This window comes from Halomonas sp. H10-9-1, from assembly GCF_040147005.1.
Lineage (GTDB): Bacteria > Pseudomonadota > Gammaproteobacteria > Pseudomonadales > Halomonadaceae > Halomonas.
Genome location: NZ_JAMSHO010000001.1, coordinates 1,574,574 through 1,600,213, shown reverse-complemented (window position 1 = coordinate 1,600,213; position 25,640 = coordinate 1,574,574). Strand labels below are relative to the sequence as shown.

The following is a 25,640-nucleotide window of genomic DNA, read 5'->3' as shown; positions in this document are numbered from 1 at the left end:
GGTTCAGTGCACGCGATCGTCATGCTCATGGGCATGTTCGTGATCGTGGTCATGCTCCTCGAGGGCGGCGACGAACCCGGCCTCCTGGCCTGCGATGGCCAGTCGCTTCATCTCGGCCACCGCCTCCTTGAGGCCCACGAACAGCGCCCGGGCAATGATGGCATGGCCGATATTGAGCTCATGAATGCCCGGGATGGCGGCCACCGCCTCCACATTGTGGTAGTGAAGCCCGTGCCCCGCATTCACCACCAGGCCGAGTTCCAGGGCCATCTCGGCAGCCGCCGAGAGTCGCGCATGCTCGCGGGCCGCCGCATCTCCCGTGGCCTCGGCATAGCCCCCGGTATGCAGCTCGACGACCGGTGCTCCCGCCTTGGCAGCGGCCTCGATCTGGGCTGGCTCCGGATCGATGAACAGCGATACCTCGCAGCCCGCGGCGGCCAGGCGGCGGCAGGCGGCACGGATCGCGTCGAAGCCGCCCACCACGTCGAGACCGCCCTCGGTCGTGAGCTCCTCGCGCTTCTCGGGCACCAGGCAGACGTGGGCCGGGCGCACCTGTTCGGCCAGGGCGATCATCTCCTCGGTCACGGCTATCTCGAGGTTCATGCGAGTGTTGAGGACCTCGGCCAGCAGGCGCACATCGCGCTCCTGGATATGCCGACGATCCTCGCGCAGGTGGATGGTGATGCCATCGGCACCGGCCTCTTCGGCCAGCAATGCTGCCTGGACCGGGTCGGGGTAGCGCGTGCCGCGGGCCTGACGCAGGGTGGCGATATGGTCGATATTGACGCCGAGAAGGATACGGGGGGGATGCATGGCACGATCCTTGAGTATGCAGGAAGTCGGGAGGCAGCGTGTCTTTTGGGGCCTTGTCTTTTGGGGGCTGACCCCGGCCAGGCCACCCTGCCCATCTTGGAGCACTACAGCGACGATATTACCCCCCGCCGGGGTCTGACCCCAAAAGGCTCAGCGTCAAGCTCATGGTTTACAGCGACCGGCGACGCCGGGCCGCCAGCTGGCGCATCAGCTCCCGGGAGCGCAGGGGACGTGCGCCCAGCAGCGGGGCCAGGGCCGCACGGGCCACCGCCTTGGCGGGACCGGCGAGCCCCGGGGCGTCCCAGTCGCCGGCGGCCAGCAGGCGCAGGGTACGCCCATCCAGCCCCGGCCGACCGGGGCGAAAGGCGCGGGTCGCGGCGTCGAAGACATAGCGGGCCTGGGGGTCGAGCTCGGCGCCGTCGGCCTGGAGGAAGCGCGGCGCAGCATCCAGCGCCTCGAGCAGGGCGAATTCCAGCCGTCGCAGGCTGCCGGCGCGGGCATCGGGCCGCGGCAGCGCTTCGAGCAGGGCGGTGTAGAAGGCGAACACCGAATCCACCGGCAGCTCCACCGGCAGGGTGCGGGTCAGCAGCTCGTTGGCGTAGAGGCCGCACAGCAGGCCTTCGCCGGCCAGCAGCGCCACCGCGCCGCGGCTCTCCATCAAGCGCAGCCGCTTGAGCTCGCCCTCACCACCCCAGGTGACATGCAGTGGAGCGAAGGGTTGCAACCGGCCACGCGCACGCGATCCGGGGCGCTGGACCCCCTGGGCCACGGCCCTGATGCGCCCGTGATGCAGGGTCAGCAGATCCACCAGGGCGCTGGTCTCGCGGTAGGGCCGCTTGTGCAGCAGGAAGGCGGGTTCGGGGGTCATGCAAGGGGCCAGTACCGTGTCGCCCTTTCGGGGTCAGACCCCAGCCAAGCCACACGGCCCATCATCGTGCCCGCTTCCCGAGATACTGCCCGCCGCCGGGGTCTGACCGCGAAGGGATTCCGCCGCCGCAGCATCAGTCGAGGTCGTAGCCGAGGCTCTTCAGGGCCCGCTCGTCGTCGGACCAGCCGCGCTTCACCTTGACCCACAGGTTGAGCATCACCTTGGCGCCCAGGGCGCGCTCCATGTCCAGGCGTGCTTCGCGACCGATGCTCTTGATGCGTTCGCCGTTCTCACCGATGAGGATCTTCTTCTGGCCCTGGCGCTCCACCAGGATCAGGGCGCTGATATGCACCACCCTGCCCTCGTCACGGAACTCCTCGATCTCCACGGTCATCTGGTAGGGCAGCTCGTCGCCGAGCTGGCGCATCACCTTCTCGCGCACCAGCTCCGCCGCCAGGAAGCGCTGGCTCTTGTCGGTGATCTGGTCCTCGGGGAAGAAGTGCACGCTCTCCGGCAGGTGCTTGGCCACCTCGCCCTCAAGCTCCGGCACGTTGGTGCCGTGCTTGGCGGAGATCGGCACGATGGCGGCGAAATCGCGGCGCGCGCCGACCTCCTCCAGCCAGGGCAGCAGCGAGGCCTTGTCCTGCAGGCGGTCGACCTTGTTGACGGCCAGGATCACCGGCGCCTCCACGTGTTCGAGACGCTGCAGTACGATCTGGTCCTCCTCGCTCCAGCGGGTGCGGTCGATGATGAAGACCACGCAGTCGACATCGCGCAGGGCCTGGGTGGCCGCCTGGTTCATGAAGCGGTTGATCGCCTTGTTGCGATCGCGGGTCTGAATGTGGATGCCGGGGGTGTCGACGTAGATGAACTGGGCCTCCCCCTCGGTCTTGATGCCCATCACCTGGTGGCGAGTGGTCTGGGGCCGCCGCGAGGTGATCGAGACCTTCTGGCCGAGGATACGGTTCATCAGCGTGGACTTGCCGACATTGGGGCGGCCGACGATGGCCACGAAACCACAGGTCTGGGTCATGACCGGACTCCTTTCGGCTCGAGTTGCTTGAGGGCCATCTCGGCGGCCTGCTGCTCGGCGTGACGGCGGCTGGCACCGATACCGGTGGTGTGATCGTCCAGCAACTCCACGTGGCACTCCACGGTGAAGGTCTGGGCATGGGCCTCGCCCTCCACGCTGACCACCTCGTAACGTGGCAGCGGCACCTGGCGCGACTGCAGGAATTCCTGAAGCCGCGTCTTGGGATCCTTCTGGGTATCCTGCAGGCTGATCTCCTCGAGCCGCGTGGCGTACCAGGAGAGTATCCGGGCGCGTACCGTCTCCATGCCGGCATCCAGGTAGATGGCACCGATGATGGCTTCGACGGCATCGGCGAGGATCGACTCGCGGCGGTGCCCGCCGCTCTTCATCTCCCCGGAACCGAGGCGCAGGTGCTCGCCGAAGCTCATCTCACGGGCCAGCTCGGCCAGGGTCTGCCCCTTGACCAGCCGCGCGCGCAGGCGGGAGAGCTGTCCCTCCCGGGCCTCGGGGAAGCGCCGGAACAGGGCCTCGGCGATGACGAAGTTGACGATGGAGTCTCCCAGGAACTCGAGGCGCTCGTTGTTCCGGCCACCGAAGCTGCGGTGGGTCATGGCAAGCTCGAGCAGCGAGTCGTCGCTGAAGTCGTGGCCGAGGCGTCGGCTAAAGGCGTTGAGGGTTTGGCTCACGAAAATCCTGTTGTCTGTTGCTGTCGTCTGGTTCTGTGCGTCTGGCTCCGATGGTGCAAGGCTCGCTCAGAGGATGCGCCGCATGCTGGTGAAGCTGGGCAGGCCGCCGTCCCAGTGCATCCATACGGCGAAGGCGCGACCCACCACGTTGCCCTCCGGCACGAAGCCCCAGTAGCGGCTGTCGTTGGAGTGGTCGCGGTTGTCGCCCATGGTGAAGTAGTGACCATCCGGCACCACCAGCTCGCGCATCTGAGGCCCAAGATCCCGAGGATTATTGTAGATGCGGTGCTCCACCTCGCCCAGCTGCTCGGCGAACAGCAGCTCACCGGGAGCGGCCGCCAGCCCCTCCTCCAGCAGCGCCTTGGGCACCGCCTCGCCGTTGATGTAGAGCTGCTTGCCCTCGTAGCGGATGCGGTCCCCGGGGAGGCCCACCACGCGCTTGATGAAGTTGACCGAGGGGTCGCTGGGAAAGCGGAACACCATGACGTCGCCGCGCTCGGGCTCGCCCAGGTCGACGATCTCGGTGTGCACGACCGGCAAGCGCAGTCCATAGGCAAACTTGTTGACCAGGATGAAGTCACCGATCTCCAGGGTCGGGCGCATGGAGCCGGATGGGATCTGGAATGGCTCCACCACGAAGCTTCGCAGCACCAGCACCACCAACAGCACGGGGAAGAAGGAGCGGGCGTAATCCACCGGCCACGGCTCCTTCATCACCTGCTCCCGGGCCTGGGGCGTCAAGCCTTCGGTCGTGCCGGCCTCGGCGGCCTGCAGTGACTGACGGCGCGCCGGGCGCCACCAGATAAGGTTGAGCAGGGTGATCACGCCGGTGACGGCGACGGCGATCACCAGCAGCAGTGAGAAGTCCATGGCGGTTGTTTGTCCCTAGCTGGTGGTATCAGTCGTTGACCCGGAGCACGGCGAGGAAGGCGTCCTGGGGGATTTCCACCCGGCCCACCTGCTTCATGCGCTTCTTGCCCGCCTTCTGCTTCTCGAGCAGCTTCTTCTTGCGGGAGACATCGCCGCCATAGCACTTGGCGGTGACGTTCTTGCGCAGCGCCTTGACAGTGGAGCGGGCCACCACCTGGCCGCCGATGGCCGCCTGGATCGCCACGTCGAACATCTGGCGCGGGATCAGCTCCTTCATCTTTTCCACCAGCAGGCGACCGCGGGAGTGTGCATGATCGCGATGGATGATCACCGCCAGGGCATCGACCTTGTCGCCGTTGATCAGCACGTCCAGGCGCACCAGCCTGGCCGCTTCGAAGCGCTCGAAGTTGTAATCCAACGAGGCATAGCCTCGGGAGATCGACTTCAGGCGGTCGAAGAAGTCCATCACCACCTCCGACATCGGCAGCTCGTAGGTGAGCTGGATCTGGCTCCCCAGGAACTGCATGTCCTTCTGGGTGCCGCGCCGATTCTCGCACTCGGCGATGACGTTGCCGACGAACTCCTGGGGCACCAGGATGCTGGCACGCACGATGGGCTCGCGCATCTCCTCGACGTCGGCCATGTCGGGCAGCTTGGAGGGGTTGGCGACGTAGATCACCTCGCCATTCTTGAGTGCCAGCTCGTAGACCACCGTCGGCGCGGTGGTCAGCAGGTCCAGGTTATACTCGCGCTCGAGGCGCTCCTGGATGATCTCCATGTGCAGGGTGCCCAGGAAGCCGACCCGGAAGCCGAAGCCCAGGGCATCGGAGTTCTCCGGCTCGTACTCCAGGGAGGCGTCGTTGAGCGCCAGCTTCTCGAGCGCGTCGCGGAAGTCCTCGTAGTCGTCGGCCGAGACCGGGAACATGCCCGCATAGACCTGTGGCTTGACCTTCTGGAAACCGGGCAGGCGGGCCACATCCGGGGTCTTGGTGTGGGTGATGGTATCCCCCACCGGCGCCCCCTGGATCTCCTTGATGCCGGCGACGATAAAGCCCACCTCGCCGGCGCGCAGCACACCTGTCTCCTTGCGCAGCGGCGTGAAGATGCCCACTTCATTGACCTGCCAGTCGCGACCGGTGGACTTGATGCGGATCTTCTCGCCCCTCTTCAGGGTGCCGTCGAAGATTCGCACCAGCGAGACCACGCCCAGGTAGTTGTCGAACCAGGAGTCGATGATCAGCGCCTGCAGCTGAGCATCGGGATCTCCCTTGGGCGGCGGGATGTCACGCACCAGCCGCTCGAGCAGCGCGTCGATTCCCATCCCGCTCTTGGCCGAGACCTGGCAGGCATCGGTGGCGTCCAGGCCGATGATCTCCTCGATCTCGTGGGAGACCTTATCGGGGTCCGCCTGGGGCAGGTCCATCTTGTTGAGTACCGGCAGCACCTCGAGGCCCTGCTCGATGGCGGTGTAGCAGTTGGCCACCGACTGCGCCTCGACACCCTGACCGGCGTCCACGACCAGCAGGGCGCCTTCACAGGCATACAGCGAGCGCGACACCTCATAGGAGAAGTCGACGTGTCCGGGGGTGTCGATGAAGTTGAGCTGATAGGTCTTGCCGTCCGGCGAGTGGTAGTCGAGCGTCACCGACTGGGCCTTGATGGTGATGCCCCGCTCGCGCTCAAGCTCCATGGAGTCCAGCACCTGCTCCTTGAGCTCGCGCTCGGTCAGGCCTCCACAGCTCTGGATCAACCGGTCGGCCAGCGTGGATTTGCCATGGTCGATATGCGCGATGATCGAGAAATTGCGGATATGCTTGAGCTTGTCGGAGGAGGTGTCTTGGGACATCGGTGGACTTCTGCCTGATGGAGTTCGAGCCGGGGCCGGGCGCAGCAACGCTGAGCCGGCGGCCAGGATGGACGCATTGTACCGGGATGCGGGTGTCAGATACAGCAGCCCGACGGGAGGACCGTCGGGCTGCGGGTGGCGGAGGGTAATGCTGGGGTCAATCGCCGGTCAGGCGCAGGGCCACGAACAGCGAGTGGCCATCACGATAGAGGCGCACCGGCACGGCGCGATCCGCGGGCAGTTCGCTCACCAGGGAGACCAGCTGTGATGCGCTGTTGACGGTCCGGTGATCGATGCTGACCAGGATGTCGCCGGGCTGCAGGCCCGCCGATGCTGCGGCGCCGCTGGAGTCGACCTCGGCGATGCGCACACCGCCCTCGATGCCCAGGCGCTCGCGTTCGGCGGCATCCAGCTCGACCACGGAGATGCCCAGGCGCGACTGCTGGCTATCGCGGCTCTTTCCTGTGGCGACACTGCCGCTGTCGGGCCAGTCTCCCAGGGTCAGCTCCAGGGTTTGGCGCTCGCCGTCGCGCATCAGCTCGAGCTCGACATCGCTGCCCGGCGCGATGCGCCCGATCAGGCGTGGCAGGGTGCTGGAGTCATGTACCCGTGCACCATCCACGGCGAGAATGACGTCGCCGGCCTGGAGGCCGCCCTCCGCCGCTGGCCCCTCGGGGTCGAGGTCGGCGATCAGCGCACCACGCGGCTCGTCCATGTCGAAGGACTCGGCCAGGTCACGCGATACCGGCTGGATCATCACCCCCAGCCAGCCGCGGCGCACCTCGCCACCATCGCGCAGTTGGTTGGCAACGTCCATGGCGACGTTGATGGGAATCGCGAACGACAGTCCCATGAAGCCACCGCTGCGGGTGAAGATCTGGGAGTTGATGCCCACGACCTCGCCATCGAGATTGAACAGCGGCCCACCGGAGTTGCCGGGATTGATCGCCACATCGGTCTGGATGAACGGCACATAGGCATCCCGCGGCAGGGTACGGTCGATGGCGCTGATGATGCCCGCGGTAACCGAATGATCGAAGCCGAAGGGGGAGCCGATGGCCGCCACCCACTCGCCGACCCTGAGGCTATCGGAGTCGCCCAGCCGCAACGCCGGCAGGTCGCCGGCATCGACCTTGAGCACCGCCACGTCGGTGCGCTCGTCGCTGCCCACCAGCTCCGCGGGCAGCTCGCGGCGATCGTTGAGGCGCACCAGGATTTCATCGGCGCCATCGACCACATGGGCGTTAGTCATGATGTAGCCGTCATCGCTGATGATGAAGCCGGAGCCCAGCGACTGACGCTCCTGGGGCTTTCCCGGGGCCTGGCCAGGCGGCATCGGGAAACGGTCGCCGAAGAAGTGGCGGAAGATCTCAGGGATCTCCTCGCTGCCAAACCCCTGGAAGGGATTGCGGCTCTCGACCAGGCGGGTCGTCGAGATGTTCACCACGCCGGGGGCGGCCTCCTCCACCAGCTCGGTGAAGTCGGGTAGCTCGCGGGCCATGGCACTCTGCCAGGCCAGCAAGGCCGCGGCCAGCAGCATCCACTGGGAAAGGTATCGCAGCATTCGCATCATGTTGACTCCTGCGTAGTTTGGGTTGGGCAATGCGAAGATCTGGTGGGTAGCGACAGCGAGTTGTCACGGGTCAGGAATCGGTGGCCTCCCAGCTCAGGGCATCGGCGACCCGCAGCAGCACCCGCGGCGGCATCTCGCCCATGACCAATACCTGGCGCGGGGCACCACCCAGGTCGCGATGACGCACCACGGCATGGGAGACGCCGAGCCGATGCAGGCCGGGAGCCAGGGACGCGATGCCATCGAGGGGTGAGACGAAGACACTGAAGGTGGACAGGCCATCGCTGTAGAGGCGATGGGTCACTTCACTGCCATGGGGCCCGCTTCCGGTCTCTACCGGCAGCGACCGGAAGCCCGCGGGCAGCCAGCCGGGACGCCACGCATCCCGGGGCGCCTCGCGGGGGGCGTCGACGCTCACTTCACCCTGGTGCAACCGCGGCCGCTCGAGCACCGTCAGCTGGAAGGTTTCCACGACCCGCCCGGTCTCGTCGAGCAGGCTCTGCTTGAGGGTCAAGCCGGTATCGACATCGAGCCACAGCCGCTTCCCGTAGCGGAAGCTGTCGAGCGGTGAAACATCCAGGCGTCGGGCGCGCCGGTTGGCGATGCGCTCCTCGCCGCCCAGACTCAGTCGGTAGTGGGAGTCGATGCTGGCAGCGATGCCCTCTGGTGTGGCGGGCGCCTGGTTGCCCCCCGACCAGCCCAGGCGACCGATGCGGCTGTGCCGCTCGACGGCCATGGGGGGGCCATCGAGGAAACGGATCCGGCCATGCTCGACGCCTTCACTGACCTCGTGACTGAGCACGAGGGTACGCACGCCGTCGAAACCGATACGCACCGCGTGGGCGTCATAGCGGTAACAGTGACCCGCCCAGAGACTGAGCTCATACCAGTCGCGCGCACTCTGGGGGGCAGGCTCCTCCGCGAGTGCACGGCAGTCGAAGCGCTCCACCTCGGGCGTCGCCTGCATCGCCACCGCCGGCACCGAGGTCGCCAGCAGAAACGGCAGAAGGCCCGCGGCGCAGCTGCGAAGAACGCGCATCGCCCGCCTCCCGCTCAGCGCTGGCCCAGGTTATCGCCCCCGCTGGCGCGCAGCAGCGGCATCCAGGCGTCGCCGCTGCGATAGGCGGCGCCCTCGGCGTGGCGATCCAGGTAGGATTGGAGCAGACGCGCCTGCTCCTCGTCCGCCATCAGCGACTGCCGCTGGCTGGGGACCATGAACATCGGCGTGCTCTGCATTCCGGCACCCACGGTCATCAGGCCACTGCCCCCCCCCTGGGGAAACTGGAAGAGCGGCAGGTCGGCCAGCGAGGGGCGCTGGATACCTTGACTCGAAAGGCCCGCGGGAGAGGCCTGCCCCCCCTCTCCGGCGCCGGCGGCCAGCTCGGATGCCCCGCCCTCGGCGGGTATGCCGCCACCGTTGTAGAACTGCACGCCGCTGATCACCATCAGCGATACGGCGGCGGCGATGCCGGCACTGCGCGCGAATGGCAGCGCGCGGCGGCGGGCGGCGGGTGCAGTGCCGGCGTCGAGGACCGGCGCCGGCTCGCTCTCGAGACGCGCCAGGATGCCTGCGGAGAGGTCGACGCTGACATCCACCTCCGTCTCGCGCCGCATCAGGCTGCGCATGAGGTGATAGCGTCGCCACGCCTCGGCGGCATCCGGTTCGTCGTCCAGCGACTTCAGTACGCGGCGAAGCTCCAGCTCGTCGCCCTCGTTGTCCATCAGGGCAGAAAGCGATTCCCGTGCGTTCTGACTCATTCTCAACACCTCAGCCTGGCAAGGCCGTGGCCTTGCATCCGTTATCAGCCAGATATCGGCATTCGCGGAAACGGCTCCGGGAATGCCGACACTGTGAACCGCCATGGGCGGATCGAACACTGCATGTGACGCCAAAGGCGCCGGACAGTTCAGCGAATCGACAAGAAATCGGCAATTTCCCGACACCTGTCACTCATCTCCCGCCTCGCGATTGCGCGCGGTGGTGACCAGCGGCTGGATATGCGCATCCACCGCCTCCCGTGCCCGGAAGATACGCGAACGTACCGTGCCGACCGGGCATTCCATGATATTGGAGATGTCCTCGTAGGAGAGGCCATCCAGCTCGCGCAGCGTGATCGCCGTGCGCAGGTCATCGGGCAGCGCCTCGATCGCCTCGAAGATGGCCGCCTCCAGCTGGTCGCGGGCCATGGCCGCCTCGGGGGTCTCGGTATCTGAGAGACGCCCGCTCTGGTCGAGGATCTCGGCATCGACGATATCCAGATCGCTGCCCGGCGGACGCCGTCCCCGGGACACCAGATGGTTCTTCGCCGTATTGATGGCAATACGGTACATCCAGGTATAGAACGCACTCTCGGCGCGGAACTTGCCCAGGGCACGATAGGCCTTGATGAAGGCCTCCTGGGCCACATCCTGCACTTCGGCATGATCGTGCACATAGCGACCGATCAGGCCGATGATCTTGTGCTGATACTTCTTCACCAGCAGGTCGAAGGCGCGAGTATCGCCCTTCTGGGCACGCTCGACGAGCTGCTGGTCGGTTTCCCTGGCACCCATCTAGCCCCTCCCCGTCATCAGGCGACGGGAGAGGCGGCGTCGTCCGGAATGCCTTGAAACGTCAACAGCGTGGCGTGCTTGCATAGCGTCTACCTGGAGCCTGGGCGGATGGGGGTCAATGACCGTCAACAAGAATCGCACAAGTGTTCCTTTTTCCAGTTCATCCATCAAGCCGCGGTCGATAGCGGACGCGGGCGCTGAGACAATGCGAATGCCCCACAGGTTCCCGTGATTGATCCGGCATGCCCCGGCCGGTATATAGTAGGGCCACCAGGGTCACGCCGTCAGGCCATCAGCGCAGACACAACACAAGGTACTCGAATGACAGATCAGCAGGTCAGCAACCTCAACGTCCTCTCCCAGGACGTGCTTATCACCCCGGAAGCCCTCAAGCAGGAGATTCCGCTTACCGACGCCGCCGAGAAGACGGTCATCGAGGGGCGCCACACCATCCAGCGCATCCTCGACGGCGAGGATCCACGCCTGCTGGTCGTGGTCGGCCCCTGCTCCATCCACGACGTGGACGCCGCCCTCGACTACGCGCGCCGCCTGCGCCGCCTGGCCGATGAGGTGAAGGACAGCCTGTATATCGTGATGCGCGTCTACTTCGAGAAGCCGCGCACCACCGTGGGCTGGAAGGGCCTGATCAACGACCCCCACCTCAATGGCTCCTTCGAGATCGAGGAAGGGCTGCATATCGCCCGCAAGCTGCTGGTGGAGCTCGCCGAGATGGGCCTGCCGCTGGCCACCGAGGCACTCGACCCGATCTCGCCGCAATATATCCAGGACTGCATCAGCTGGTCGGCCATCGGGGCGCGCACTACCGAGTCCCAGACCCACCGCGAGATGTCCTCCGGCCTCTCCTGCCCGGTGGGCTTCAAGAACGGCACCGACGGCAGCCTGGATGTCGCGGTCAACGCCCTGCAGTCGGTGGCACACCCCCACAACTTCCTGGGCATCGACTACAAGGGCCGAGTGGCGATCATTCGCACACGCGGCAACGTATACGGCCACGTGGTACTGCGCGGCGGCAATGGCAAGCCCAACTACGACAGCGTCAGCGTGGCACTGGCCGAGCAGGAGCTCAACCAGGCCGGCATCAAGCCCAACATCATGATCGACTGCTCCCACGCCAACTCCAACAAGGATGCCGCACTGCAGCCGCTGGTACTGGAGAACGTCACCAACCAACTGCTCGACGGCAACCGTTCGATCATCGGCCTGATGGTCGAGTCCAACATCGGCTGGGGCAACCAGAAGCTGACCGAGGATCCCAGCCAGCTCGAGTACGGTGTCTCCATCACCGACGCCTGCATCGACTGGGAGACCACCGAGCAGGCATTCAGGGAGATGAACGAGAAGCTGGCACCGGTCCTGGCCAAGCGGATCGAGGGCTGATCGAGCCGCCCGGAGCGACACGCTGGCGACGCGCCACCGCATCAACGTGAACCCCACGTCCCGGCTGCCGGGCGTGGGGTTTGCTGTGTTTGGCCAGCGGCGCTACAGCGCCAGCTCGGCCCATACCGGGGCGTGGTCGGAGGGCTTTTCCATGCCGCGCAGCTCATAGTCGATACCGGCGTCGACCACCCTTTCCGCCAGCGGTGCGGTGACCAGGATATGGTCGATGCGCAGGCCGCGCTTCGGCTCCCGGTCGAAGCCCTTCGAACGATAGTCGAACCAGCTGAAGCGATCGTCCACCGTCGGATAGTGCAGGCGGTAACTGTCGGTGAGCCCCCAGGCCTTGATCCCGGCGAGCCACTCGCGCTCCACGGGCTGGAAGCTGGTCTTGCCCTCGCGCAGCCAGCGCCGGCGGTTGGGCTCGCCGATGCCGATATCGATATCCTCGGGAGAGATGTTGAAGTCGCCCATCACCGCCAGGCGCTCGTCGGGGCGATGGGCGCCCTCCAGCAGGCGCCGGAGCTGGGCATAGAACTCACGCTTGTGGGGAAACTTCAGTGGATGCTCGATGTTCTCGCCCTGGGGGAAGTAGCCGTTCCACACCGTCAACGGCTCACCGGCGGCCGGCTCCAGGACCACGCCGATCATGCGCCGCTGGGACGTCTCGCCGTCGTCGGGGAAGCCGTAGTGCACCGCCCGGGGCTCACCGCACTGGGCGACATCGATCATCAAGGCCACCCCGTAGTGGCCCTTCTGCCCGTGGTAGACGACCCGGTAGCCCAGGGCTTCCACCGCCTCGCGCGGAAACTCGGCGTCCTGCACCTTGGTCTCCTGCAGCCCGATCACCGCCGGACGACAAGCCGCCACCAACGCTTCCAGCTGATGGAGACGCGCACGAATGCCGTTGATATTGAATGAAACCAGGCGCATCAGCTCGACGTACCTCCCTGCTCCGGCCCCTCGCCGCCTTCGCGCTCGGGGTGGATGGCGATCTCCTGGCCGGCTTCCTGGCGGGCCTGCTTGCGAGCGGCCTGCAGCTTGCGCTGCTGACGCTTCTTCTGGGTATAGCGGGTCGACGAGACCACCTGGTCAGGGTTCTCGTGGCGCCACTTCTTGTAATCCTTGCGTCGACCGGTGCGGATCTGCACCTTGTCGGCCAACGAACGGGTCTTCTTGCGACGTGTCATGGATAAACTCCTCTGCTTTGGCGCGCATTCTACCAGCCCTTCGCGGCGAGACGCGCCCTTCGTCGCATAGACTGGTACAATGCCCGTTTGCATCTCACGACTACCCTATCGATACGGAAAGACAGCAAGCCTATGAGCGAGTCGGAACAGACCACGGCCCCGGCCGAGAACCGCAAGCCCAAGCGTCGTCGTCGCAAGCCGCGCCGTCGCCAGTCGAACTGGGATCTACGCCAGTTCCAGGTCCCCCCGGTGGCCGGCAAGTGGCGCTTTCACGACTTCGACCTGCCCCTGCCGCTGATGCATGCCATCCATGCGCTGGGCTTCGAGTACTGCACGCCGATCCAGGCCGAGGCCCTCGGCCACGCCCTGCTCGGCGGCGATATCGTCGGCAAGGCCCAGACCGGCACCGGCAAGACCGCCGCCTTCCTGATCTCGATCATCGCCTACTTCCTCGAGGAAGAGCGCCCCAACGGCCAGAAGGACGGCGCCCCCCGCGCGCTGATCGTGGCGCCGACACGCGAGCTCGCCCTGCAGATCGAGAAGGATGCCAAGGCCCTGGCCCGCTTCACCGATCTCAAGGTGGCAAGCGTGGTGGGCGGCATGGACTACCAGAAGCAGCGCGACGCCCTCGGCGGCAAGCTGGACATCCTGGTGGCCACCCCGGGGCGCCTGCTCGACTTCCACCAGAAGCGCGACGTCGACCTGACCCAGGTCGAGGTGCTGGTGCTCGATGAGGCCGACCGCATGCTCTCCATGGGCTTCATTCCCGACGTCAGGCGGATCATCCGCCACACGCCGAAGAAGGAGGAGCGCCAGACCTTCCTGTTCTCGGCCACCTTCAGCGAGGATATCCTGGCGCTGGCCAGCCAGTGGACCCATGAGCCGGCCCATGTCGAGATCGCGGTCACCATCGATAACGCCGCCGACATCGACCAGCGGGTCTACATGGTCGGCGATGCCGACAAGCAGCGCCTGCTGGTCAAGCTCCTCCAGCAGGAGAGCTTCGACCGCGTGATGGTCTTCGGCAATCGCCGCGACCTGGTGCGCAAGCTCGACGACCTGCTGCGCAAGACGGGCATCGACGTGGCCATGCTCTCCGGGGACGTGCCGCAGAACCAGCGCATCGAAACCCTCGAGAAGTTCCGCGCCGGCGAGATCCAGGTGCTGGTGGCCACCGATGTGGCCGGCCGCGGCATCCATATCGAGGATGTCAGCCACGTCATCAACTACACCCTGCCGGAAGACCCGGAGGACTACGTCCACCGTATCGGCCGCACCGGCCGGGCCGGCGCCAAGGGCATATCGATCAGCTTCGTGGGCGAGGAGGATGCCTTCTCGCTGCCCGAGATCGAGCGCTTCATCGGCGACAAGCTGCCCTGCGAGCATCCTCCCGAAGGCCTGCTGTAGCCACGATGCTCGACGAGGCCCTGAAGAGCGAGATCCAGACCGCCTACCGCCATGCGCTGGAGGGCCTCGGGCTCACGCCCCGCTATGGCCAGCGCCTGATGATCGCCGAGATCGCCCGCACCCTGGCGGGCATCGAGGCCGACGAGTCCGGCAAGCGCACAAGCGACGAGCATGTCTGCGTGCTCGAGGCAGGCACCGGCACCGGCAAGACCCTGGCCTACCTGCTCGCCGCCCTGCCGGTGGCCAAGGCCCGCGGCAAGCGGCTGGTGATCTCCACCGCCACGGTGGCGCTGCAGGAGCAGGTACTCCATCAGGACCTCCCGGCGCTCAAGGCCCACAGCGGGATCGACTTCAGCTACGCCCTGGCCAAGGGGCGTGGCCGCTATGTGTGCGTGGCGCGCCTCGACCAGGCCCTCGATGGCGGCGAGGAGAACCCCACCCTGTCGATGTTCGAGCAGGCCCTCGAGGGGGGTGGCGACGACTGGCAGTCGCTGGTCAAGGCGCTGGGCGATGCCTACGGCAGCGGCCGCTGGGAGGGAGACCGCGATAGCTGGCCCGAGGCCATCAAGGATGAACACTGGCGGCGCCTGACCGTGGACCACCGCCAGTGCACCAACCGACGCTGCGGCCACTTCGGCGCCTGCGCCTTCTTTCGCGCCCGCCGCGACATGGAACAGGCCGACATCATCGTCGCCAACCATGACCTGGTGCTGGCCGACCTCTCCCTGGGCGGCGGCGTAGTGCTGCCCGACCCGGGCGACTGCATCCACGTCTTCGACGAGGGGCACCACCTGCCCGACAAGGCGCTCAACCACTTCACCTATCGCTTCGGTGTGAATGCCGGCCTGCGCTGGATGCGCAATCTCAGGAAGTCGCTCACCGAGCTCAACGCCGCCCTGGGTGGCCAGCCCACCCTGGCGCGGCTGCTGGCCACCCTGCCCCAGGCGATGGATGCCGCCGAGCCGCGACTGGGCGAGGCCTTCGCCCTGGGCCACCAGTTGGCTGAACGCCCCCAGGGACTCGGCGACGGCGAGGAGTTTCATCAGCACCGCTTCGAGATGGGGCGCGCCCCGCAGGCGCTGCGCGAGCACGCCGCGGCGCTGGTCACGCTGTTCGCCGAGCTCTCCCGCACCCTGGAGAGCATGGCCGACATCCTGCGCGAGAGCCTCGACCCCGAGAAGCATACCGGCCTGCCCCGGGACGCCGCCGAGGCGTGGCTGCCGCTGGTGGCGCTGCTCTACGGCCGCGCCCTGGAGGCCCACGCCCTGTGGCAGGCCTTCGGCGCGACCGACCCCGAGGGCGAACCTCCGCGGGCACGCTGGCTGACCCTGGAACGCTTCGGCGGCGAGCCGGAGCTGACCTTCTCGGCCAGCCCCGTGTCGGCCGCCCACACGCTGGCCAAGAGCCTGTGGGGCACCACCTTCGGTGCCGTGGTCACCTCGGCGACACTGACCGCCCTGGGGCGCTTCGAGCGGCTGCAGGAGCGCGCCGGGCTGGCCAACCGCTATCGCTACCAGCGCCTGCCCAGCCCCTTCGACTACTCCCGCGCGGTGCTCAGCGTGCCCAGGGAGGCGGTCGACCCCGCCGACCGCGAGGGCCATGAGCGGGCCATCGTCGACTTCGTTCAGGGGCTAGGCAAGCAGGAGGCGGTGCTGATGCTGTTCTCCTCCCGGGCCCAGCTGCGTGCCGTGGAGAAGGCACTGCCCAGGCCGCTGGCCGAGCGGGTACTGGCCCAGGACCGCCTGCCCAAGCGCGAGCTGATCGTCCGTCATCGCGAGCGGGTCGACGCCGGCGAGGGCAGCATCATCTTCGGCCTGGCGAGCTTCGCCGAGGGGATCGACCTGCCCGGTGACTACCTGACCCATGTGGTCATCACCCGGCTGCCCTTCGCGGTGCCTGACGACCCGGTAGGTGCCACCCTGGCCGAATGGATCGAGAGCCGCGGCGGCAACCCCTTCATGCGCATCAGCGTGCCGGACGCCTCCATCAAGCTGGTCCAGGCCTGCGGCCGCCTGATCCGCAAGGAGGCCGACCACGGTCGCATCACCCTGCTCGACAGGCGCGTGCTCACCCGGCGCTACGGGCGGGCACTGCTCGACTCGCTACCGCCCTTCGTGCGCGAGATCGACGGGGTGAGGCGGTAGGCGCGGGCCAGGCGAGCGAGCCGCGCCCAGTCCTCCTCCTTCTCGCTGAGCTCCGCCACCGCCTGCCAGGCGGCCAGGGCGCGCTCGCGATCGCGCGCCCGCTCCCAGGCCTGGGCCAGCAGGCGTCGGTTCGCCTCGCCGTCCACCAACTCTCCCGACGCCAGCCCCGTCTCCAGGTACTCGGCGGCACGCGCCGGGGTGCCGCCGACCAGATGCAGCTCGGCCAGACGCCGAAGGTCATCGGAGCCGCTGAGTATCCCGGCGCGCCACCCCGCCTCCCAGATCGCCGCGGCCTGGCCGTCATCCCCGGCGCGCTGGGCCAGGGCGGCCGCCTCGCGCCAGCGCACCGGCTCGCGACTGTCGGCCAGCCCACCCACGAGCAGGGAGAGCGCCTGCCCCTCGCGTCCGGCACGCCGCAGCACGGTGCCGGCCAGGGTTCGTTGCCCGGCATCGGGCCGGGGCGTCACCGCCAGGGCCTCCTCCACCCAGGTCGCCGCGGCCTCCCAGCGCTCGAGCTCGGCCAGCGCCCGCGCCAGGCGCCAGCGGTCCCGCGGTTCGCCCCGGTGACGCGCCAGCCACTCCGTCAGCAGTTCGCTGCCCTGTGGGTGCTGGCCGGCGGCCAGGCGCAGGCGTGCCTCGTCGTACAGCCAGCGATCGTGCTGCGCCGCCTCGAGACCGTCGAGACCACGCGCCTCGGCGAGAAGATCGGCGGCCCGCGCCGGCTCGTCCTGTCGCGAAGCGGCGCCGGCCGCCAGTTGCAGATAGAGCGCGCGGGCCCAGCGGTCGGCCGCATTGCCGCCAGCCAGGCGCCGCGCCTGCTCCAGGGCTCGCCGCTCCACCGCGGCGGATTCGCCGCCCTGGAGGCGCGCCTCCAGCCGCTGCAGGTCCTCGATGAAGGTGGCCTCGAGCGGGGGAGCGGCCTGGGCCGACGACACGGCGACCAGGCCGAGCAGCACAACGACGAGAAGGGGCAAGCGTCGACGCAAGAGAGACTCCTGGCGATTCATCTCAGCTGGAACTCCAGGCGCTGGCGCGCCCGCCGCAGCCCCTGGGCGGGCTCGAAGCGCCAGCGCGATACCGCTTGGCGCGCCGCCTTGTCGAAGACGTTGGCGGGGCGCGCCGAGAGCACCCGGATGCTACCCGGCTCCACGCCACCGTCGGGGCGGATGACGAACCCGAGCTCGACGTAACCCTCCAGGCCACGTCGCTGGGCCCGCGACGGATACTCCGGCGGTACGCGGCGGGTGGGAGCGAGCCGCCCCACTTCGACCGGCTCACGGCTGACGGGCGCCTGGGCCACCGCGTCGACGGGACTCTCCGCCGCCGGGGAGGTCGTCGGCGCGGGGGTCGGTGAGGGTGTCGGGTCAGGGCTCGGCGCCGCGCGCGGTGCCGGCCGCGGCTCGGGGCGGGGCTCGGGGGGCGGCGGCTCACGTGGTGGGGCGGGTGGCGGGTCGGGGCGCACCTCGGTCAGCTCGGGGAGCGAGCTGTCCAGCGCCACCGGCTCCGCCCGCTCGGCCGGCAACTCCGGCTCCGGCAGCGCCAGCGCGCTGTCCGGCAGGGGAGCGGGCTCCGGCAGCGGCGGCGGAGTGGCGGCAGGCGGCACCGCGGGGGGCGGCGGGGAGGCGGGCTCGGCCGCTTCGGGCGGCGCCGCCGCCAGTTGCGTCATTGTCAAGGGCATCTCCAGCACCTCGATCTCCTGCTCCGGCGGCGCCACCAGCAGCGCCAGCAGCCAGAAGAGCCCCAGCGCCATCAGCACGCCGGCCAGGGTGGCGACCGCCACCCGGGTCATGGTGCGCCTCGGGTGGCCGCCACCGCGACCTTCTCCACGCCGGCCTCGCGAATGCGGTCCATCACCTCGATCAAGAGCCCCGTGGTGGCGTCACGGTCGGCCTGGATCACCACGCCGCCCTCGTCGCTCACCAGCGCGGCAACGGCGTCCCCGACCCGATGGGCATCCACCGGCTCGCCATCGACCCATACCGCCCCCTCGGGGGTGATGGCCACCATCAGCTGGGCGTCCGGCCGTGGCGTGGCGGCGCTCGACTCGGGACGCTCGACCTCGATCCCGCTCTCCTTGATGAAGCTGGTGGTCACGATGAAGAAGATCAGCATGATGAAGACCACGTCGAGCATCGGGGTCAGGTTGACCTCCCCGGCGTCACCCGTCTCGCCGACGGTCATGCGGCGTTTACGCATCGTTCTCCTCCACGGCGCGAGCCAGGCGGTCGTGCAGCCGCTGGTCCTCGCGCCGGATGATCTGTTCGAGCCGGCTAGTAAACAACAACCCCACCACCGCCACGGCCATGCCGGCCAGGGTGGGCAGGGTGGCGCGCGCCACGCCGTCGGCCATGGCCCGCGCCTGGCCGGTGTCGCTCAGCGCCAGGCTGTCGAACACCGCGATCATGCCGGTCACGGTGCCCAGCAGGCCGAGCAGCGGGCAGAGCGCCACCAGCAGCTTGAGCCAGGGTAGCGGCCGGCGCAGCCGACCGATCAGCTCGCGGGTCCATACCTCGCGCAGGGTCAGGGCGCTCCAGCTGTGATGGTCCCGCCGAGCGGCCCAGCGTCGGATCAGCGTGCGCCGCGCACGGCGATAGGTGAGGCGGAAGAAGAGCACCCGCTCCAGGGCCAGGCTGAAGAGCAGCGCCGCCACCGCAACGATGCCCAGCAGCACGACGCCGCCGGCATCGATCAGCCGGGCCAGGGGCTCAAGCCAAAGCGGCAGCATGCGAGGTCTTTCCCTGTATACCGGCCACCGGGTGCTGGGACTCCAGGCGCTCGGCCAGGGCGGCGCTGGCCTGCCCTTCGATGACGCCGATGAGTCGACGACTGCGCCCGGCCAGGGCCGTGTGGGCGAAGAGCAGCGGTACCGCGGTGATCAGTCCCAGCACGGTGGTCACCAGCGCCTGGCTGATGCCACCGGCCATCAGTTGAGGGTCGCCGGTACCGAACACGGTGATCGCCTGGAAGGTGACGATCATGCCGGTCACCGTGCCCAGCAGGCCGAGCAGCGGCGACACCGCAGCGAGCAGCTTGACCAGCGGCTGACCGCGCTCCAGGCGCGGCATCTCGGCCAGCACCGCCTCGTCGAGTCGCGCCTCCAGTGCCTCGGGAACCGGCTCGTCGCTGAGCGCCCGGAAGCGGAGCAGCACGCGACCCAGCGGGTTATCCCGGCGCAGGTCGCCCACGTTCTGGCGCTGACGCCTGACCGCCAGGCTGACGCGCAGCAGATAGGCGTACTGGGCAAGCGCCACCAGCAGGCCGAATGCACCGAGCCCCACCACGACATAGCCCACGGCGCCGCCCTGATGGAAACGCTCCACCAGGCCGGGCCGCTGGGCCAGGGCGGCCAAGACATCGCCACCGGTAGGGTCCAGCACAACGCTCTCCCCCTCGCCTGCCTGAAAGGCTGTCAGCCGCGTGGCGGCCTCGCCGGGGGTGCGCGCCAGCGTGGCCAGCACGCCCTCCTCGGCACCGCGCTCGAGCAGCTCGCCGCCACTGAATGCCGCCAGGTCACCCAAGCGCACCACCTCGCGCGGGGCGATCTCCCCGTCGCCTCCGGCCACCGCTGCCGTGAAGGTCCGGATGCGGCCGGTCTCGGCGGTCAGCGCCATCAACGCATCGCCCAGGGTCTCCAGGTGCTCGGGACGCAGCACCTCGGCATTATCCAGGCGCGGCGGCGACGCGGCACCGCCCACCGTGACCCAGCTCTCGGCCAGGGCATCGCGCAGCTCGCCACTGTGACGCGCCAGGGTGTCCAGCACCGCCGAGAGGTCCTCCCCCTGTTCTGCCTGGCGGGCAACCAGCGCGCCTTCGCGCGCCTGCAGCGCGTCCTGGCGCTCCTCAAGGGCCGCGGCGCGCGCCTCGGCCTGCGCATGGGCGGCCTGGGCCTCCTCGAGGGCAGCGGCCAGCGCGTCACGATCCTCGACCAGCCCGGCCAGCCGCTCGGCATCGCGGGCCTCGGCGGCCTCGCGCTCGGCACGCAGGGTGGCCAGGGGGTCGTCCTGGGCCGCGGCGGGCAGCACGCCGGCAAGCAGCAGCGTGGCCAGGGCAGCCACGGCGAGACGTCGGGCACCCGGCATGACGAGGGGGATCATGAGGCCTCCTGGGGGGTGGCGGCAGTGACGGGATGGGAGACCGGCAGGGTCAGCAGCTCCGGCGCTCGCTGGTCCCGAGCGATGCGCAGGCCGTGGCGAAGCTCGACCCGCCCGGCCTCATCCAGCGGTTGCCAGCGTGCCTCGTCGGCGCGCCAGACGGCGGCCTCCCGACCATCCGGCGTCAGGTAGTAGAGCCCCACCCGCCCGAGGCGCAGGAAGTCCACCTCGCGGCGCTTGCCGCCCTCGTCCAGGGTGCCGCGCCAGGCGTCGAGCTGGCGACCGTACTCTAGCTCGACACGCCAGGCCGCCAGGATCCGATCCAGCCGCTCGGCGGCCGAGACGCCCGGGTCGGCCAGCCCCTGCTCGAGGCCCGCGACGCGCGCCAGGCGCTCCTCCACGAGAAACGGCAGATCGCGCTCGACCCAGGCCTGCAGGCGCGAGACCAGCGCGCTTTCGAGTGCCGGCAGCCTCTCGCGGGTCTCGGCCAGGGTCTCCAGGGCGGCCTCGCGCTCGTCGAGCCGCTCGGCCCAGCGCTCCAGGCGCGGCGCCTGGGCCTCGCCCTGCGCCCGGAGGCGACGAGTCTCCGCCTCCAGGCGGCGCAGCTCGGCGAGCATCTCGCGCCCCTGCTCGTCGGTGGCATCGATGCGCGCCTGCAGCTCGGCCTGGGCGCGCTGGGCCTCGCCGGCCTCCTGCAAGAGGTCCTGGCCCAGCAGCGGGGGGGTAACAAGCAGCAGGGCAGCCGCCCCCACTATCAGAGTTGATCGGTTCCTCTTCACGTCAGGCTCCCTGGTTCCGTGACGAATGGCGAGCGGATGCTCTCACGATTGATAACAATTATCAATCACTGCAAAGACTCGGAATATAAGCAACGACCTCGACCAGCGGAAGCCCGGATGGAGCCTAAAGAAGTTTAATGAAAATACTTCTCGTTAGCATTGACTTCCAATATACTGCCTGCCGCCAAAAGATAACGACTTACGTAAGGTATTCAATGAGCTCACGCAATATCACGACAGGGTTTACGATCCTGGCTGGCACTCTGGCACTCCCCGCCCAGGCCCAGGATGCCGGCACGATCGAGGCTCAGGAGACCATGATCGTGGTCGGCTCGCGCACTCCCACGGAGATCAGCCGGATTCCCGGCGCCGTCTGGATCGTCGACCAGCAGCAACTGCAGACACAGCTGCGCACCGGCGCCGACCTGAAGACGGCCCTGGGCAAGCTGGTGCCCGGCCTGGACCTGGCGCCCCAGGGGCGCACCAATTACGGCCAGAACATGCGCGGGCGCAGCGTACAGGTGTTGATCGATGGCGTGTCGCTGAACAGCTCCCGGGGCCTGTCGCGCCAGTTCGATGCCATCGACCCCTTCAACATCGAGCGCGTCGAGGTGCTCTCGGGGGCCAGTAGCCTCTATGGTGGAGGCGCCACCGGCGGCCTGATCAACATCATCACCAAGAAAGGGGATCGAGAGGGCATCCACCTGGCCACCGAGGCCGGCATGACCTCCGGCTTCAACGGCGCCGACGACCTGGACTACCGCCTCGCCCAGTCGATGAGCGGCGGCACCGAGACCCTCCGCGGCCGCCTCGCCGTGGCCTACCAGGACAACGGCCGCCACTTCGCTGCCGGCGGCGACGAGATCTTCCCCGACATCGCCCAGACCGACCTGCAGGACAACCGCAGCATCGACGTCATGGGCAGCCTGGACGTGCAGTTGACCGAGCAGCAGAGCCTGCAGTTCGGCGCCCAGCTCTACCGCTCCGGCTACGAAGGGGATCGCGGGGTCTACTTCCCGCACCTGGACGCCGCCAACCCCGACCTGAACGACGCCGAGATCCGCGACGGCTATGCCTCCGACCGCGACCCGGCCACCGACCGCAAGATGGTCAACCTGCAGTATCACCACGCCGACCTGCTCGGCCAGGACTTCTACCTGCAGGCCTTCCACCGCGAGGAAGAAGCCAGCTTCCAGGCCTTCCCCTACCCGGTGGCCGGCGGTTCGGAGTTCCGCGCCTCGAAGCAGAACACCGACCTCTCGGGCCTCAAGGCGCTGTTCGCGGCCGACCTCACCGATTCCCTGTCGCTGACCTATGGCCTGGACCTGGACCGCGAGTCGTTCGACGCCAGCCAGATGACCTTCGACAAGGTCGTCTCGGATGCCAGCGGGGGCCTGGTGCAGGAAGAGTCCGAGGTGATGCCGCGCTATCCCGGCTACCGGGTCGACGGCATCTCGGCCTTCGCCCAGGGGGAGTGGCAGGCCACCGAGGGGCTGCAGCTCTCTGCTGGCGTGCGTCGCCAGCACATGGACGTCGAGGTCGAGGAGTTCCGGGGCATCCCCGGCGGCGAGAACGACTACGACGCCACCCTGGTCAACGCCGGTGTCCTGTACAACTACGGCAACGGCCACCAGAACTGGCTGCAGTTCAGCCAGGGCTTCGAACTGCCCGACCCGGCCAAGTACTACGGCAAGAGCGCGGAGGTCAGCGTCGACGGGAACCCGCTGTCTGCCATCAAGACCGACCAGGTCGAACTGGGCTGGCGCTACAACGACGGCGCCTGGATGACCCAGGCGGCCCTCTATTACGCCTGGTCCGACAAGGCCGTGGAGAACGCCGAGGACCTCAGCGTCAGCGTGGTCGAGGAGAAGAAGCGCGACTACGGCCTCGAGGGCGCCGTGACCCGTTACTTCGACAGCGGCCTGGAAGCCGGCGCGACCCTGCACCTGGTGCGCTCCGAGCAGGAGAACGCCGACGGCGAATGGGAGAAGCGTGACGCCCGCTACGCCTCGCTGTCCTCCGCCACCGCCTTCCTCGGCTGGCAGGACCTCCAGGGCGAGCGCTCGGCGCGCCTGCAGGCCAACCACGCCTTCGACCTGGAGGACGACAACGAGCGCCGGATCGACGGCTTCACCACCCTGGACCTTAACCTCCGCCAGGCCCTGCCGGTCGGGGAGGTCAGCCTCGGCGTGGCCAACCTGCTGGACAAGCAGTACTCCACCGTCTGGGGGCAGCGCGCCGCGATGTTCTATTCCCCCTACTACGGCCCGGAATACCTCTACGATTACCAGGGTCGCGGTCGGACCTATACCCTGACTTGGTCGATGGACTACTAGGCTATGTCCGAAAACTGGCTGCGCTCGGCCATACGGCGTTAAAAATCGACTCAAAGTACTCATTTACCCCCCGTAAACTCCGTCTTTTCGCCGATTTTTGCCTTGTTTGACCTTCGCTCGCCGACTTTTCAGACAAAGCCTAGGCTCTATACGACACCTGAGGGCTCTCGCCCTACCCCGCGCCCACCCCTCGGTGGGCGCTTGCGTATGCCGGCCCGACATTTTGATAATGATTACCATTTGATTTAAGATACCGACGTTTCCCACGGCGATGGATGTGCCATGACTCTCGCGCTGTCGCAGCTCTATATCGGCCCCCTGCAGCACCTGCCACCCCCGCAGGTCGCGGCGACGCCCGCGGCCGACAGCGTGCCCGCTCGCCGGCTGCTCGACCCGGCCTATCTGGCCGCGCTGCTCGAGCGCTTCGGAGTCCAGTACGGCAACGGCGATCGCCGGGCCGTGGCCTCGCTGTGGTCCAAGTGGCATTTCAGCGCGCTCTGCGCCCATGGCCTGGCCGCCAACCTGCTGCTGGAGCGCGACCTCCCCCTGGGGCTGGACGAGCTGCACCTCGCTCAATCGCCGGAGGGCCAGACCACCGGGCTTCACCTGTTCCACGCCGGCCGCCCGCTCGCTGAACTCGACGGCCTGTCCCGCTTCGCCACCCTGCTCGATGGTCACCTCACGCCGCTGATCGAGGCCCTGGCCTCCCTTACCGGGGCCTCGCCCAAGGTCTTCTGGAGCAACGCCGGCAACTACTTCGAGTACTTCGCCAACGCCCTGCCGAGCCATCCCATGGCCTCGCCCCACGGCGCCGACGAGGCCCAGCGGCTGCTGGCCAGCCGCCAGCTGGCCGACGGGCGCCGCAACCCGCTGTATCGTCCGGTGCGCTACGTCGAACCCAACGACGCCGAGGCACCGCGTCGGGTGCGCCGGCTATGCTGCATCCGCTACCTGATCGACGAGCTCGGCTACTGCGGCAACTGCCCGCTCGAATGCCGACGCGCTGCCCCGGCGGCAAAGGCAGTCTCTTGAGCGCGATCGCCTCCCGGGTGCGCCAGCATACCGCCCGCGACCTGCAGGCCTACGGGCGGCGTTACGGCATCGATTACCGGGTGCCGGCGCTGCACGCCAGGGCCGAGGAGCCGGTGGTGCGCGGCGCGGTCCGCGAGATGGCCCTGGGCCAGGGCATGGAGCTGGTGGCCTCCGACGTGGAGGTGCTGCATCGCTACGACTCCCGCTCCCGGGCGCCCTCGCCGCTGTCGATCGTGGTCATGCTGGAGGGTCGGGCCGAGGTTCGCCTGGCGGACCGCCGCCTGGTCCTGACGCCGGGTACGGCGTTGAGCGTGCAGCTCGACCGCCGCGATGGCCTGCAGGCTACCCAGCCCGCCGGGCAGCGTATCCGCGCCCTGACCCTGGGGCTCGAGGCGTCGCGCCTGGCCGAGTTGGGCGCGGCGCCTACGAGCCACGAGGGTTCGCGCATGCATGCCTGGCAGCTGCCCACCCCGCTGCACCAGGGGCTCGAACAGGCCCTGGCCTCGCCGCTGCCCGAGCGCGCCCAGGGCCTGCTGCTGGAAGGGCTCGGCCTGCAGCTACTGGCCCACGGCCTGCCCCCGACGCGGGACCGGGCGCCCGGTTCCGCGCTGCCCCCCGGGGAGCATCAGCGCCTGGAGCGGGTCCGCGCCGCGCTGGAGGAGGCCCCCGCCGCCGAGCATCGCCTGGAGGCTCTGGCGAGGCTTGCCGCCATGAGCCCCGCCAGCCTGCGGCGCAAGTTCCAGGCCGCCTTCGGCCGTAGCGTCTTCGATTACCTGCGTGACTGCCGACTGCGCCTCGCCCACGACTATCTGCGACGTGGCTACAGCGTGCAGCAGGCCGCCCACTTCTGCGGCTATCGCCACGCCTCCAACTTCGCCACCGCCTTCCGTCGCCGCTACGGCGTGGCGCCGAGTTCCCTGCTCCACGACGACTGAGCATCACGCATAGATGGGTGAGCGCTGCGCATACCTCGACCCGCCTCTTAAAGGCAATAATTCTCATTACTCAGCGTTATTCATTCACA

Annotated in this window: 24 protein-coding genes; 6 read left to right on the top strand and 18 right to left on the bottom strand. The window is 68.3% G+C overall.

Features of this window, described 5'->3' with window-relative positions; translation table 11 throughout:
• Window positions 1-3: 3 nt before the first annotated feature.
• From pdxJ to rpoE, 10 genes are all read right to left on the bottom strand, one after another.
• Window positions 4-813, bottom strand: a complete 810-nt coding sequence (gene pdxJ, locus NFH66_RS07310; RefSeq protein ID WP_349609483.1) for a pyridoxine 5'-phosphate synthase — start codon at window positions 811-813, stop codon at window positions 4-6.
• Between the two features lie 169 nt (window positions 814-982).
• A complete protein-coding gene (gene recO, locus NFH66_RS07305) occupies window positions 983-1,681 on the bottom strand; it encodes a DNA repair protein RecO (protein ID WP_349609482.1) in 699 nt (232 codons plus the stop codon).
• A 133-nt stretch (window positions 1,682-1,814) separates the two neighbouring features.
• Window positions 1,815-2,714: a GTPase Era gene (gene era, locus NFH66_RS07300; protein WP_349609481.1), complete on the bottom strand. Its 900-nt coding sequence runs from the start codon at window positions 2,712-2,714 to the stop codon at window positions 1,815-1,817.
• Window positions 2,711-3,400 carry a ribonuclease III gene (gene rnc, locus NFH66_RS07295; RefSeq protein ID WP_349609480.1) on the bottom strand — a complete coding sequence of 230 codons (690 nt, stop codon included), beginning with the start codon at window positions 3,398-3,400 and terminating at the stop codon, window positions 2,711-2,713. Before rnc ends, era begins: the two co-directional genes overlap by 4 nt.
• A 66-nt stretch (window positions 3,401-3,466) precedes the next feature.
• Window positions 3,467-4,270, bottom strand: coding sequence for a signal peptidase I (lepB, locus tag NFH66_RS07290; RefSeq protein WP_349609479.1), 804 nt, complete (start codon window positions 4,268-4,270; stop codon window positions 3,467-3,469).
• Window positions 4,271-4,298: 28 nt separating this feature from the next.
• Window positions 4,299-6,116, bottom strand: a complete 1,818-nt coding sequence (gene lepA, locus NFH66_RS07285; RefSeq protein WP_349609478.1) for a translation elongation factor 4 — start codon at window positions 6,114-6,116, stop codon at window positions 4,299-4,301.
• A 157-nt stretch (window positions 6,117-6,273) separates the two neighbouring features.
• On the bottom strand, window positions 6,274-7,689 hold the full coding sequence (locus tag NFH66_RS07280; RefSeq protein ID WP_349609477.1) for a DegQ family serine endoprotease: 1,416 nt from the start codon (window positions 7,687-7,689) through the stop codon (window positions 6,274-6,276).
• Window positions 7,690-7,759: 70 nt separating this feature from the next.
• Window positions 7,760-8,728: a MucB/RseB C-terminal domain-containing protein gene (locus tag NFH66_RS07275; protein ID WP_349609476.1), complete on the bottom strand. Its 969-nt coding sequence runs from the start codon at window positions 8,726-8,728 to the stop codon at window positions 7,760-7,762.
• Between the two features lie 14 nt (window positions 8,729-8,742).
• Window positions 8,743-9,447 carry a sigma-E factor negative regulatory protein gene (locus NFH66_RS07270; protein ID WP_349609475.1) on the bottom strand — a complete coding sequence of 235 codons (705 nt, stop codon included), beginning with the start codon at window positions 9,445-9,447 and terminating at the stop codon, window positions 8,743-8,745.
• Window positions 9,448-9,636: 189 nt separating this feature from the next.
• Window positions 9,637-10,242 carry an RNA polymerase sigma factor RpoE gene (gene rpoE, locus NFH66_RS07265; RefSeq protein WP_349609473.1) on the bottom strand — a complete coding sequence of 202 codons (606 nt, stop codon included), beginning with the start codon at window positions 10,240-10,242 and terminating at the stop codon, window positions 9,637-9,639.
• A 321-nt stretch (window positions 10,243-10,563) separates the two neighbouring features.
• Between rpoE and NFH66_RS07260 the strand changes: the two genes are divergently transcribed.
• Window positions 10,564-11,640 (top strand): 3-deoxy-7-phosphoheptulonate synthase, encoded by a 1,077-nt coding sequence (locus tag NFH66_RS07260; protein WP_349609472.1) that lies wholly within the window; start codon window positions 10,564-10,566, stop codon window positions 11,638-11,640.
• Between the two features lie 102 nt (window positions 11,641-11,742).
• On the opposite strand, the gene xthA is transcribed toward NFH66_RS07260, so the two are convergent.
• Both xthA and NFH66_RS07250 read right to left on the bottom strand, forming a co-directional pair.
• Window positions 11,743-12,570 carry an exodeoxyribonuclease III gene (xthA, locus tag NFH66_RS07255; RefSeq protein ID WP_349609470.1) on the bottom strand — a complete coding sequence of 276 codons (828 nt, stop codon included), beginning with the start codon at window positions 12,568-12,570 and terminating at the stop codon, window positions 11,743-11,745.
• The gene (locus tag NFH66_RS07250; protein WP_349609469.1) at window positions 12,570-12,827 is read right to left on the bottom strand and encodes a hypothetical protein; all 258 of its coding nucleotides are present in this window, start codon (window positions 12,825-12,827) and stop codon (window positions 12,570-12,572) included. Before NFH66_RS07250 ends, xthA begins: the two co-directional genes overlap by 1 nt.
• Before the next feature lie 132 nt (window positions 12,828-12,959).
• Between NFH66_RS07250 and rhlB the strand changes: the two genes are divergently transcribed.
• Entirely contained in the window at window positions 12,960-14,234 is a 1,275-nt protein-coding gene (rhlB, locus tag NFH66_RS07245; RefSeq protein WP_349609468.1) for an ATP-dependent RNA helicase RhlB, read from the top strand.
• 5 nt (window positions 14,235-14,239) lie between these two features.
• Complete coding sequence (dinG, locus tag NFH66_RS07240) at window positions 14,240-16,378, top strand: ATP-dependent DNA helicase DinG (RefSeq protein ID WP_349609467.1); 2,139 nt, start codon at window positions 14,240-14,242, stop codon at window positions 16,376-16,378.
• Here dinG and NFH66_RS07235 read toward each other — a convergent pair.
• Genes NFH66_RS07235 through NFH66_RS07210 form a run of 6 tightly spaced genes read right to left on the bottom strand, consistent with a single transcriptional unit; the run spans window position 16,312 to window position 21,248 of the window.
• On the bottom strand, window positions 16,312-17,364 hold the full coding sequence (locus NFH66_RS07235; RefSeq protein ID WP_349609465.1) for a tetratricopeptide repeat protein: 1,053 nt from the start codon (window positions 17,362-17,364) through the stop codon (window positions 16,312-16,314). The two genes, dinG and NFH66_RS07235, sit on opposite strands and share 67 nt — an antisense overlap.
• A 17-nt stretch (window positions 17,365-17,381) precedes the next feature.
• On the bottom strand, window positions 17,382-18,167 hold the full coding sequence (locus tag NFH66_RS07230; protein ID WP_349609463.1) for an energy transducer TonB: 786 nt from the start codon (window positions 18,165-18,167) through the stop codon (window positions 17,382-17,384).
• Entirely contained in the window at window positions 18,164-18,574 is a 411-nt protein-coding gene (locus NFH66_RS07225) for an ExbD/TolR family protein (protein ID WP_349609462.1), read from the bottom strand. The genes NFH66_RS07230 and NFH66_RS07225 overlap by 4 nt, the downstream gene beginning before the upstream one ends.
• The gene (locus tag NFH66_RS07220; protein WP_349609461.1) at window positions 18,567-19,103 is read right to left on the bottom strand and encodes a MotA/TolQ/ExbB proton channel family protein; all 537 of its coding nucleotides are present in this window, start codon (window positions 19,101-19,103) and stop codon (window positions 18,567-18,569) included. Before NFH66_RS07220 ends, NFH66_RS07225 begins: the two co-directional genes overlap by 8 nt.
• On the bottom strand, window positions 19,084-20,472 hold the full coding sequence (locus NFH66_RS07215) for a MotA/TolQ/ExbB proton channel family protein (RefSeq protein ID WP_349609460.1): 1,389 nt from the start codon (window positions 20,470-20,472) through the stop codon (window positions 19,084-19,086). Before NFH66_RS07215 ends, NFH66_RS07220 begins: the two co-directional genes overlap by 20 nt.
• On the bottom strand, window positions 20,469-21,248 hold the full coding sequence (locus NFH66_RS07210) for a DUF3450 domain-containing protein (protein ID WP_349609459.1): 780 nt from the start codon (window positions 21,246-21,248) through the stop codon (window positions 20,469-20,471). The genes NFH66_RS07215 and NFH66_RS07210 overlap by 4 nt, the downstream gene beginning before the upstream one ends.
• Before the next feature lie 215 nt (window positions 21,249-21,463).
• On the opposite strand from NFH66_RS07210, the gene NFH66_RS07205 reads away from it, so the two are divergent.
• The 3 genes from NFH66_RS07205 (at window position 21,464) to NFH66_RS07195 (ending at window position 25,551) form a co-directional block, all read left to right on the top strand.
• Window positions 21,464-23,584: a TonB-dependent receptor gene (locus NFH66_RS07205; RefSeq protein ID WP_349609457.1), complete on the top strand. Its 2,121-nt coding sequence runs from the start codon at window positions 21,464-21,466 to the stop codon at window positions 23,582-23,584.
• A 282-nt stretch (window positions 23,585-23,866) separates the two neighbouring features.
• Window positions 23,867-24,616 carry a siderophore-iron reductase FhuF gene (gene fhuF / locus NFH66_RS07200; protein WP_349609456.1) on the top strand — a complete coding sequence of 250 codons (750 nt, stop codon included), beginning with the start codon at window positions 23,867-23,869 and terminating at the stop codon, window positions 24,614-24,616.
• Window positions 24,613-25,551, top strand: coding sequence for a helix-turn-helix transcriptional regulator (locus tag NFH66_RS07195; RefSeq protein ID WP_349609455.1), 939 nt, complete (start codon window positions 24,613-24,615; stop codon window positions 25,549-25,551). The genes fhuF and NFH66_RS07195 overlap by 4 nt, the downstream gene beginning before the upstream one ends.
• The last annotated feature ends 89 nt before the right edge of the window (window positions 25,552-25,640 follow it).